Origin of the sequence: Paenibacillus sp. ATY16, from assembly GCF_003399985.2 — a bacterium.
Taxonomy (GTDB): Bacteria; Bacillota; Bacilli; order Paenibacillales; family Paenibacillaceae; genus Pristimantibacillus; species Pristimantibacillus glycanilyticus.
Genome location: NZ_NMOK02000004.1, coordinates 542,387 through 554,927, shown reverse-complemented (window position 1 = coordinate 554,927; position 12,541 = coordinate 542,387). Strand labels below are relative to the sequence as shown.

Here is a 12,541-nt window from a genome sequence, read left to right as displayed (position 1 = left end):
GATCTTGGTACACAGACTATTTTACGTCATCTACACTAGCTACTCTCTTACCCAATAAGACCCTCACAGGGTCTTATCTGCCCGTCACCCCACCATATTCACTCTCCCAGCAGCACTTCCCAGTCGATAAGACCCTACCAGGGTCTTATCCTCTCCAAACTAGCTACTCTCTCCCTCTATAAGACCCCCGTAGGGTCTTATCCATCCGCGACTCCACCTTTTCCCTACTCCAAACTGCCACATCCATTTAATAAGACCCTGGCAGGGTCTTATCCCACCTACACTAGTTAGTTTCTTACCCAATAAGACCCTCACAGGGTCTTATCTGACCGTCACCCAGCCATATTCTCTCTCCCAACCGCCACTTCTCATTCGATAAGACCCTACCAGGGTCTTATTCCACCCAAACTAGCTACTCTCTTCCCCAATAAGACCCTCGCAGGGTCTTATCGAGTCCTTCGGGCCGATGTCCAGCCCCCAACCCCCAGAAAACACAAAAAATCCCGCGTCTACGACACGGGACTCTATTATGCACCTGTAACCAGACCTGATCTGACTTCGGCCGCCTGATGGCGGGCCGCTTTTCACCGGGTTCCTGCCTCTCGCATGCAGCTTTGGTCTGCCTTCGATCGAGCCCCTCGCCTCCTGCGCGCCGATTAGGCCCAGCGCACTTCGCGTGTGAAAAAAGCTAGCCCGGCTACAGCGTTACCCAGCCATATTTGATGGATTGAATAACCGCTTGCGTGCGGTCGTCAACCTCCATCTTTTGCAAGATGCTGCTTACATGGTTTTTAACGGTTTTCTCGCTAATGAACAAATACTCGCCAATCATCTTATTGCTCTTGCCTTCCGCCATAAGACGCAGCACTTCCGCCTCGCGGCGAGTCAGCGGATTGTCTTCGCCCGCTATGAACTTCACGCCTGGCTCCATGCCAGCCGCAGCGCCCGAAATCACGCCCATCTCATCGAGGTAAGTCATGCGGCGGAGCTGATTGATCAGCTTGCCTGTCACCTTCGGGTGAATATAAGCATGCCCGTTCACGACGGAACGGATCGCGTTAATAAGCGACTCCGCTTCCATGTCCTTCAGCAAGTAGCCGGTGGCCCCTTTGCGGAGCGTCTCGAATACGTAGCTTTCATCATCATGGATGGACAGAATAATGACTTTTACGTCAGGGAAAATCGTCTTCAGCCTCTCGGTCGTTACAACGCCGTTCTCGATAGGCATGTTAATATCCATTAACACGATTTCCGGAATCGTGTGGTTGCAAAACTCGAGCACTTGTATGCCGTCTCCGCATTCCCCAATGACCTCGAGATCGTCTTCCATGTTCAAAATCCGTTTAAGCCCTTCGCGGAAAAGTTGGTGATCATCCGCTAGCAATACTTTTATCTTGCGCTTACTTCCCGGCGCAGCCTGGTTCATCGTCATCTTACTCCTTTCTACTCTCTACGGTAATTGGGATGTTGATTATAATCTTCGTCCCTTGTCCTAATTTTGAGTCGATTTCCATCCTCCCTTCAAGAAGATCCACACGCTCGCGCATGCCAATCAAGCCGAAAGAAGAGTTGCTCTGCGCATGGGCTTCCGCCTGCTCGCTATGGAATCCAATACCGTTATCCACGATCGTAATCGTGACCGTCTCTGTCGTAAAAGCAACCTCCAGCGTAACAAAGGATGCTCTTGCATGCTTCTGTGCATTGGTGAACGCTTCCTGAACGAGACGGAAAACACCAGCCTCCATGGCTGACGGCATCCTGACTTCTTTACCGTTAAGCTCAAAGATTGTCCGGATCTTTGTCTTATCTTCAAAGTCGTGAGCGAACTTGCGAAGTGCAGGTACAAGACCCAAATCATCCAAGGCCATCGGACGCAGGTTGAAAATAATTTTTCTTATTTCCTCCAGTCCGGAACGAACCTGACCTTTCAGATCTAATAATTCGTCCTGCACCATTTGAAATTCCTTCTTTAGTAGCATTCTTTCCACAATTTCTGTTCGAAGCACGATATTGGCAAGCGATTGAGCCGGTCCGTCATGAATTTCGCGAGAAATTCGCTTCCGTTCCTCCTCTTGCGCCACGATGATTTTTAGACCTATCATCTGTCTCGTCTTCGCCGACTCCAATATGCGCGATACCTGGTTCAGGTCGCCGGACAAATACTGGAGCACCACATTGATTTGCGAGGCAATCGTCTCCGCCCGCTCGATCGACTTCTCGACATTGCGGACCCGCTTCTGCAGATCGTCCCGGCGAGTTTTCAAATACGCTTCCTTCTCCCGGTAGACCATCAGATCGAGCTGAATTTGAGTCGCCTTCTCGTAGGCGGTTTTGATGTCCTCTTCTTTATATCGAACAAAGTCTTTGCTAACTTCAGTCAGTCGAATGCGAGCGCGCCGGTAGTCCTGCTCCAGTTGGTCTACTCTTTCGATTGTCGTTAACGTTTCCGCCAGTACAATCTCGAGCTCTTGACCAAGGGATTCAAGCTCCTGGCGCGCCGATTCGCATATTTCGTAAATTTGCAGTTTGCTGTCCTCCATGACGGAGATCGCATTCGTAATCACTCTATTAATATCGACTATGTGCTGGTCCAAAACAATCGGCAACCTTTCTTACCACATCAGAAAGTATAAGTTTTCGAACTCGAAAACTAGCTTTCTGATTGGGGATAAAAACTACCACTGAAACGCGGCCCTTCATCTTCGAAGTACTTCGATAGAAGTTTTTCTCAAATTCTAAGAATATATAAGTTTCACCTTATAAATAGCGCTTAGAATTCTCGGAATGAAACACCACCCGCTCTCCAAGGAAAGCGAGGCCGTTTCACCTTGTTAAAGGCTATTCCCCTTTATCATAACACAGGTTGGTTGCCGCTCGTCCACCATTAATCGATGGCAATCTTTTTCGTTTTGTTATCGTAGGTGACCTTTAGACCCAATTTTTCGGAAACGAGACGGATCGGAATCAACGTTCTTCCGTTCTTGATCATTGGAGCAACTTCCGTCTGGGAGAGCGCGCCGTTGATATTAATTTCCTTTTTGCCGATAACCATTTCAAGCATTTTCGAACCGTTCAGAACGGTGACGCGATTGAGCTTATTGTCCCATTTCAGGGTAACGCCCATCGCATCGGTTACAAACCGAATCGGTACATAAGTCGTACCGCCCGTCTCGAACGGAGCTACTTCCATTGCAATGGTCTTGCCGTTGGATACGGCCGATTTTTTGCCAATCGTCATTTCGATATGGCCCTTAGTTGGTGTTGTCGTGGAAGACGCATATTGCAGCTTAATGTTATCAATGCCAACCGCGCCTGTTGCGGCACGCTCATCCTGACCGTCCGGCGTTGTCACCACGTAAACGCGCTTCAGCTTAACCGGATACGCCATTCCTTTGGCAGACAAGTCGGCTTTAACCGATTTCCAGCCTGTCCAGTCGAGCTGCTTCGCCAGGTCTACGAGGTGGACCGTGCCGTTGGCATCCACAAATTCGGCACGCAGCCAGTTAAGGCTCTTATCGCCGTATACGTCCATGGTCATCGATACCGGCGAGCCGTCGATCGATTTTCCGGAGCTGCCGTTAAACTGCGCGTATACCGCTTTTGTACCAGTTCCGGCACTAAAGTCATAGGAAATTTGCAGCGCTTTGCCTGACGTTTGGCCCGGCAGGTCCGTAACCAGCTTCACGCTGCCCGTTGTTGTCGCAGCAGGCGTCACCTGCGGATTAATCGCATAGGATACATTTTCGAATGTTTCAAACGTTTTCTCGGAACCACCCTGCGTGAACGGAAGCATAGTCCCATATCCATCGTAGCGGCCAATCGCGTAGCCCGTTGTCGTGCCCGGATTGACGGAGTTAACCGTAAGCGTGTCTCCGCTTGTTGTTGCGGTAAAACCAGTGAACTCCCATTGCAGCGAGTCGCCGGTCAGCTTGTAGGTTTTGCCGTTCTTCAAGGTAACTTTTACCGGAATGGACACCGTTGCGCCCTTCGACAGGACGCCTGCCGCCGTGTCGAGCTTCAGCTCCGCAATCTGGTCTTTGCCGATAACCTCAACCGGATAGGTAGCCGTTACGGAGCCGGATTTTACCGTAATGTTGGTTGTGCCCGGCTTGGAAGCCGTAAACGTATTGCCGCTGAACGAGCCAACGCCCGTAGTGCTGCCCCAGCTTGCGTTCGTTCCGTCTACCGCATAAGGATTGTAATACGTATCATAGCCTTTTACCGAGAAGGTTGTCTTTTGCCCCACAAAAAGAACGTTCGAACCGCTAATCGCAATCCCTTTCAGATTGCCTTGCGGCGCCGTTGTGAATACCCCAATCGAATTGGAAATGCTGCGCTGCGTTGTATCGTATTGCGTGGAATGAGCCAGACGAAGCGAAGTTTCGCCAAGCGGACGCTCAATCATCGTTGTTGAACCGCCGCCGTCGAGGTTGATCCCTTTGTATACGCCAAGCTTCACCATAACCTGCTGCAATTCTTTCAGATTAAGCCCCGTGCTGTCCCCGTAGTCCTCGCTTGTAATCAGATAAACCTTTGTACCGTCTTTGGAATAACCAACCGCCGTACGGGATACGTAGGAAGAGCCGCTTACGCCCGTAATATCGCGGGAGAAAGTCGCAGCCGCACCGTTATTAACGAGAATCGTATGTCCGCCTACCAGCATTTCAAAGGACGTAGGATCTACCTTTTGCCCGGATGTGGCGGATACGAGCGAGTAATCGGATGTTACGGACTGACCAACCTGCAAATGCTCGAGAATAAATTGTGCCGCAGTCCCGTGACCGCGCAGGATATAACCGTCTGCCGGAATCGCCCCGGTTAACGGCTTGCCGTCCGAAATTTGCTGAACAACTCCGTTTACGACAAGGGCTTCCGTTGGAGTCGTAGACGAGTTCTTAGGGCGCTCCGCGCCGCCCCAGGCGCTATTGTAAATATAGAGAGCGTTAAGATGGCTGTAGTTCGAAGAACCGCCCTCCGGAATATAAGCGGACTGGTTCAGCCCTGCCAGCGTAAAGCTGGAGCCGTCTGCGGACGTCACTTTACCGTCGAAGGTATAACTGTCGATGACCGGCTTGCGGTCTTTGGTCACGGCAAAAGCGTACATGCCCTTAATTTGCATCGGGCTGGTCATAAGCGTTCCGCTTGTTACCTGCGCGCCCATCGGCGAGCCTTCCGTTGTCGTGATAAACACGTCGGCGTTGATGCCCGCAACCGCGCCGTTCTCTTTCGTCATATTCATAACCGTATTCAGCTTGCCTACGGTATCGTTCTTGCCGCTCATCGTGTTCAAGTTCACATAAGGATTGGTGAGATCGACTTGAATGACATGGATATTCGCTTTAGCAGCTTTTCCGCTGCGCGTTGTCGTCCAGAGATAGTCCATTCTTTGCGCGCCAGCCGTAATATACGACTGTTGGAGAAGCTTGAGGGATGGCTCTGCCGTAGCAGCAGCCGCTGTACCTGCTTGGAACGGATTCAAGTCTAAAGATATAGCTGACGAGACTGGCTGAGCCAGCAATGTGCCACCGATTACGACAACCGCGATCTTTTTGCCTAGACTTCCCGTCTGCCGGACTTTGCTGTTATGTACCTTACTCATCGTTATAGCAACTCTCCTAATCTATTAATCTATCTATTATAGACTATTAGAAGGGGAGAAAAGTTCCGAGTATAAAAATTTCTTAATAAAAATGGGAGGATGGTCGTGCTGTAGTGTGGTAAAAAGGTAGGGCAAGGCTGCGAGAAAAGGTCATTCTTCCGATCGCTGTTGCAGACGAAATCTTTGAATTTAACGATGCTATCGTTAGATTTCGTCCTGAAAAGGCGAGCACTTCGTTTCTCCAGAATGACCTTTTCTCTCCGCCCCCTACCTGCCCCATCCCCAGCACTTGGGGGGATGGCCGAAAGAAAATAGGTCATCGCGTGGGCCTACTACCACCCACTGATGACCCACAGGTTCTATCTCTTAAGGCCCCTAGGGCCTTAACTAATTCTAAAGGTCCCTTAGGGACCTTTACTTCCCGTGCTACCCCACGGTTCCACCATTTCCAGCATCCTCTAGGTCAATAAGACCCTGGCAGGGTCTTATCCACATCAATCTAGCTACTTTAACTGCCATTAAGACCCTCGCAGGGTCTTATCACGCTACATCCCCACCATTTTTTCGCTTCCGTCAGCCTTCTCCCGGTTAATAAGACCCTGGCAGGGTCTTATCCACTCCAAACTAGCTACTTTCACTACCATTAAGACCCTTGCAGGGTCTTATCACGCTGCATCCCCACCATTTTGTCGCTTCCGTCAGCCATCTCCCGGTTAATTAGACCCTGGCAGGGTCTAATCCACTCCAAACTAGCTACTTTCACTACCATTAAGACCCTCGCAGGGTCTTATCACACCATAATCCCCACCGGCCGGCCCAGAAGACAGAAAAAGCCCCGTCGCAGCGACGGGGCTTTTAAATAGATTAAATTAATCTAATAGATCTACATACTCGAGCAATCGTTTAATCATAACGATCGCTTCGGCGCGAGTAGCGTTTTTGGTTGGACCGAAGGTGGTTTCGGTCTGGCCGGTGATAACGCCCATATATACGGCTTTAGCCAGGTCGCTTTTCGCCCAGGACGCTACTTTCGTCCGGTCGCTGAATTTGGACAGGTAAGTCGTTTCCGACTGTGGAAGCGAGATCGTAACCGCAGCAGCCTTTGTCGCGCGGGACATCATTACCGCCATCTCCTGGCGGGTAATCGGGCTGTTTGGCTTAAACGTACCGTCAGTATTACCCATTACGATACCAGCTTTGGAAGCAGCGCCGATATAAGCGGCTGTAGCGGTTCCCCCTGCTACATCCTTGTACTTCGAAGCATCGCTCCGGCTTCCGGACAAACCGAGGCCTCGAACAATATAAGCCGCGAATTCAGCGCGAGTAATGGAGCTTTGCGGATCAAACTTCGTTGTGGATCCCGAGCGGCCTTCGATAATGAATTTGTTCGACATCATCTTGATCGTTGAACCCGCCCAATGCGAGCCGATATCGGTAAACTTCGATGAACCGCTGACCAGAGCATAAGAGCTGTTGCCCTTCCGCTTGAACGATACCATATTCGTACCGTTCTCCGTCGAGAATGTGGTTGGTACGTACGACAGCTTGCCGGTTTGCGGATCCAGCCATACTACTGCACTGTTCGTAGCATTCACGGACGTCAGAGACTCAAAGCTCCGTTTCACATAGCCGCCAAATTCCGATAGATTCTTTTCGGTCGTCCCATTCACGACCGAGGTCTCAAACGTGATCGGCGTCGACAAGAGGGATGCTCCTGCTTTGCTGATAGCCGAAGTCAGACCGCTGGTATTGGAGTTAGAACCTTTTTCAATCTTAATCAAAAGGTTGCCGGTTGTTGAGCTCGATCCCATAAGAGAAGCCATGCTCTTGAAGGCTAGTGCGCTAAGCGGAATCTCATAAGAACTTGTTCCGTACTGGACCACAAAGGACGCGCCGCTACTTGAACGGTAAGCCGTCTCCAATACCGTTAACGGAACGGATACAACTGCCGCTCTCTCGGAGCTTGGCACCTGGAAAACAACGCGCGCATTGCTGATTCCCGCGCCTTTTGCTGCGGTATAAGCGGTAGACAGCTTATCGGCTTGAATCGTATAACGGGTAGTTGTGTAGCCAGCAGGCGAAATATCCGATGTCTGCGTCGCCATCGATGTCGTTAATCCAATACCTCCACCGCTTGCTTCTTCATAACCGCCTGGCAGCGAATCAATAAGCGTTGTCTGATTGGCAACCGTCACATTCGTAAAGCTGTTGATAACCGTGCCGTCTGACGTACGCAAGCTGTTAGTAGAAGTTGCGTAATAAGTAACGGTTACCGCATCGCCAACGCCTGGCGCTTTGGCAAGGGTCAATACGGCAGTATTGCCGCTAATGGTTATATTAGTAGCCGGATCAGCCGAATTATTAACCTTCACCGAGAAGTAGGCGGAGGAAGGCACATAAGAAGAGCTGAGCGTTTTCCAGAAGGACAAGGTCAATTTGGTTCCTTTGACAACCGCCCCGTATAACCCGGTATCCGAAGACGAACCGTTTCCTACCGAAGCCGTTGCATTCGTAAAGGCTGCCGCTTCATTGCCGGACAAATCAGCCACAGCTGTGTATAACTTGGAATAAGACACCTTCACCGATGAACCGGTTGGAATATCCGGACTTACCGTAAGAAGAACCTGTGAACCTGAGACGGTTACTTGCGTTACGCTGCGCAGCGAGTTGTTAACAATCACGCTGTACTGGCTGGTTGACGGTCTTCTGGCCGAATCCAGCGTTTTATTGTAAGTAATGATGATAGAAGTACCGTATGCGTCAATGGTTTGCACCGTGGGCAGCGATGTATCTACCGAGCTTGATAAGGAATAATTGCTGAAATTGCTTACCTTGTTGCCTGCGGCATCCTGCAGTGGGTAAGATCCGGCGCTGTAGGATACTCTAACGCTCGAGCTTGAATCGATTGAAGTATTCACAGCTAGGATAACTTTATTTGCCGTGCTATACACAGATGTTGGCGTGTAGTAATTACCCCCAACATAGACGCTGAATTGTGAATAAGCATAGCTGCTGACCGAAGCCAGATTTTTCGAGAAGATCAGAGTTATGATTCCGCCTGCAGCGGTTCCTCCCGTCAGCTGAGGCAGGGTTGTGTCCACAGCGGTAGTTACCGTCTGGGAAGCCAGGCTGAGTGCCTGGTTGCCCGAAAGATCCCGAATGCCAAGCGTTGCAACCGAAGGCTTGGAATACGACAGCTTCACTTGCTGCCCGTCTACGATGTTACTGGACAAGGTCAACGTGACCTTTGGTCCGGATACCGAAACCCCGATAACGGAGCGGTATGCGCCATCAACCGTGATATAGAAGCTTCCTGCCGTAGGAATCGAATTCTCCATTAGATCTTCGTTATAAGTCATTACAATCGTTGATCCGTTGGCTTCCAGTTTCGATATCGCCGGAGGAGTCGTATCTCCGCCAAGCGTCTTGAATGCCCATTGGTATTCGTTCTGAATACCGTTAAACGTATTGCCCGCAAGATCGGCTACCGCATCCGGGTCAATAACGACATAATAAGCCGTTCCTGCCTGCAGCGCCTGGTTTGGCGTAATAATGAGCTTCTTGTTGTTCAGCGGATCTACGGAAAACGAAGTTCCTACCGAAGGTGTCGCGCATTGACTGCTGGTGCTGCTCACGCACTGAATCCAGATCTGTCCGCCGCCCGGTTGTACGGCTTCGCTAAACGTGGCGGACATAGTCCCCTTAGGATCAGCCGAGGTTGAACTATTAGCCGGTGAAGTAGCGACCAAGGTCGGCTTCACATTATCTTGCGTAACCGTAAATCTCCAGTTGGATGAACTCGTTAACCCGTCATAATACAATCCTACACCGTCTTTAAAAGCACGGCTTCCGACAGTGACGTAGTATGCCGTATTATTCACAAAAGCTTTTGCGGACTCGCCGCCGTAAGCGCTTGTTGCGTCAATGGTAATCGTGTCCGTACCGCCGCCGGATACCCGGCCCGAAGTAACCGGAATGGAGCGGAACAACGTGCCGCTTGTTACCGTACGGATCTCGATCGTACCGCTATCCTGGAAGACAGGCTCCGTAAACGTTAATACAAGCTTGCCTGTTGTAGCGGTCAGAATACCGCCTGCTGTTGGCAAGAGGCTTTTAAGAGCCGGCTTGGTTGTATCATTGCCATACCCGGTTGTAAAATTCCACGCCGCAGCATTAGCAATTCCCGGGAACGGATAATTAAAGCCCGAATCCGTCTCGACAAAAGCTCCTGCATCCACAAGCACATAATAAGAGGTGTTCGCGTTAAACCTAGGACTTGCCGGCAAATTAACGGTTGCTGTCACTCCCGTAATCGCCACTTGAGACGAGCTTGTTTTGATTCTGGCAAAAGTCGTGTTGTTCTTCACGTCTCTGATTTCAATATACTTTTCGGCTCCGGCCGCAATGTTATGGTCGAACGTCATGGTCAGCTTATCCGTCAGGACGGATACAGAGGTCGCATAATTGGCGGGCGTAACCGTGACGATATTAAGAGGAGCAAGATCCGTACGGAAGCCCCAGCTTACATAAGAAGCTCCACCCAATTCCATCGCATTGCCCGCAGCATCCTGAAAAGCGGTTCTAGGGATCGTAACCGAATAGTCGGCGTTGGAATCCAGCGGAGTATTTGGCGTAATCGTGATGGTGCTTGTACCGCTGCCTTGCACCATGCTTGAGGTTACCGGAATATTTTTCGTATCCGTTACGCTGCTTAGCGTCACGCTGCCGCTTGCCGCATAGACAGGCTCGTTAAACTGAAGAATCATTTTACTGTCCACAGCCACTTTGGTTGCGCCCGAATCCGGCGACTTCGCAAGGATCGACGGCCCCGTTGTATCGACAACCGCTGCCGTTCTGAAGTTCCATGTTGTCGCACTGGAAATACCGGCATAATAAGCACCGTTAGATACGTTGGCAAAAGCGCCGTAATCAATCAACACGTAATAATCCGTATTTACATTTAAGATGGCATCCGGATTAATGGTTGCCGTGCGGCCTGTGGCATCGAGTCTGATTTTGTAGGAAGACATCGGAATGCTCTCGACAATATCGCTTGTATTATAGTTATAAATGGTAATAACGGCTGAATCGGCACCTTTTGTTACGGCCTCGTCAAACGTCAGCGTCAAATCGCTTGCAGGCGTAACGCCAATTGCATTATCCGCTGGACTCATGCCTACAACGATAGGTCCGCTTGATGCAGCTTGTGCCACGCGAGTGTCCACTGACCAACCCGAAAGAACGAGTTGGAGCACTAATAAGACAGCTATCATGAAACTTAATCGGCTTCGTACTAACATTTCCCGCAATCACTCCCCAGCTAAATACACTTGTACCCTATTTGTCGGCAAATCAACTTGAAAAATTTAGGCTAACTAGGTATTAGTCGAGGATCAGCGCGAAAAGGTTGCACTTTCCAGATAAAAAGAGTAAACAAAAAGCCCCGAATCCGAGGATTCAAGGGCTTTGATGTGAAAGCAATTATTTCGCAGCAAGTGCATCTGCTTTAAGGTTCTCTGCTTTGTCCACGCGCTCCCAAGGGAGATCCACATCCGTACGGCCGAAGTGACCGTAAGCAGCGGTTTGAGCGTAGATTGGACGGCGAAGGTCGAGCATTTTGATGATGCCTGCCGGGCGAAGATCAAAGTTCTTTTTGATCACGTCAACCAGAAGCTCTTCGGATACTTTGCCAGTGCCGTAAGTGTCAACGTTAATCGATACTGGTTGCGCTACGCCAATGGCATAAGCCAATTGGATTTCGCATTTGTCAGCCAGACCTGCGGCAACGATGTTCTTAGCTACATAGCGAGCTGCATAAGCTGCGGAACGGTCAACCTTCGTTGGATCCTTACCGGAGAATGCGCCGCCGCCATGACGTGCATAACCGCCGTAAGTATCAACGATGATTTTCCGGCCAGTCAGACCAGCATCGCCTTGAGGACCGCCGATTACGAAACGGCCTGTAGGGTTAATGAAGTATTTCGTTTGCTCATCGAGCCATTCAACAGGAACAACCGGCTTAATAACATGCTCAAGGATATCCTTTTGGATTTGCTCCAGCGAGATCTCTTCAGCATGCTGAGTCGATACGACGATTGTGTCTACGCGAACCGGTTTACCGTCCACGTACTCGATTGTAACTTGCGTTTTGCCGTCCGGACGCAGGTAGCCCAGCGTGTCGTTCTTACGAACTTCAGACAGGCGGCGAGCGATGCGATGCGACAATGCGATTGGCAAAGGCATCAGTTCAGGAGTTTCGTTCGTAGCAAAACCAAACATCAGGCCTTGGTCACCGGCACCGATATCTTCGTTTTCCTTCTGAACGTCTTTCCCGTCGCGGCTCTCAAGCGCAGCGTTAACGCCTTGCGCGATATCCGCGGATTGTTCATTAAGCGATGTCAACACCGCACAAGTGCTGGAGTCAAAACCGTATTTTGCACGCGTATAACCAATTTCTTTAATGGTACGGCGAGCAATAGCGGAAATATCGACATAATCAGCACGGGAGCTGATTTCTCCAATAACAAGTACAAGACCAGTTGCAACCGAAACTTCACAAGCTACGCGAGCGTAAGGGTCCGCTTCCAGAAACGCGTCCAGAACAGCATCCGAGATTTGGTCACAAATCTTATCCGGGTGGCCTTCTGTAACCGATTCCGATGTAAACAAGTGACGACCTTTTACAGACATCCGTATCAACCTCCTACAGCTAGTATGAAATAAGTGCAGACATCCTACACAAAAAATGAACCTTTTCCCGTAGGAAAAGGTTGTTAGACAACTCTCTAAAACAGTATAATACCGAAAATGTCGCTTGGTGTCAACGGATACCAATTTTTGATACAATATAAGTTTCCGGGCTAAAGTGAAAACGGCTCCGCCGTCCTTAGGCGGCAGAACGCGTTTCAATCCGGATAATTCTAAGCCATATATATAAGAAGA

At 50.1% G+C, this 12,541-nt stretch carries 5 protein-coding genes; all 5 read right to left on the bottom strand.

What is annotated here, in order from left to right; genetic code table 11:
• Positions 1-697: 697 nt before the first annotated feature.
• The gene (locus tag CFI03_RS05520; RefSeq protein ID WP_127499480.1) at positions 698-1,426 is read right to left on the bottom strand and encodes a response regulator; all 729 of its coding nucleotides are present in this window, start codon (positions 1,424-1,426) and stop codon (positions 698-700) included.
• A gap of 7 nt (positions 1,427-1,433) precedes the next feature.
• Positions 1,434-2,594: a sensor histidine kinase gene (locus CFI03_RS05515; RefSeq protein ID WP_283094412.1), complete on the bottom strand. Its 1,161-nt coding sequence runs from the start codon at positions 2,592-2,594 to the stop codon at positions 1,434-1,436.
• 290 nt (positions 2,595-2,884) lie between these two features.
• The gene (locus CFI03_RS05510; protein ID WP_248756738.1) at positions 2,885-5,599 is read right to left on the bottom strand and encodes a stalk domain-containing protein; all 2,715 of its coding nucleotides are present in this window, start codon (positions 5,597-5,599) and stop codon (positions 2,885-2,887) included.
• A gap of 869 nt (positions 5,600-6,468) precedes the next feature.
• A complete protein-coding gene (locus CFI03_RS05505; protein WP_248756737.1) occupies positions 6,469-10,812 on the bottom strand; it encodes an Ig-like domain-containing protein in 4,344 nt (1,447 codons plus the stop codon).
• Positions 10,813-11,080: 268 nt separating this feature from the next.
• Entirely contained in the window at positions 11,081-12,289 is a 1,209-nt protein-coding gene (metK, locus tag CFI03_RS05500) for a methionine adenosyltransferase (RefSeq protein WP_015847319.1), read from the bottom strand.
• Between the last annotated feature and the right edge of the window lie 252 nt (positions 12,290-12,541).

Excerpts from the sequence above, each read along its gene's own strand:
- CFI03_RS05520 (WP_127499480.1), bottom strand. The coding sequence starts at position 1,426 with ATGAACCAGGCTGCGCCGGGAAGTAAGCGCAAGATAAAAGTATTGCTA.
- CFI03_RS05510 (WP_248756738.1), bottom strand. The coding sequence starts at position 5,599 with ATGAGTAAGGTACATAACAGCAAAGTCCGGCAGACGGGAAGTCTAGGC.
- metK (WP_015847319.1), bottom strand. The coding sequence starts at position 12,289 with ATGTCTGTAAAAGGTCGTCACTTGTTTACATCGGAATCGGTTACAGAA.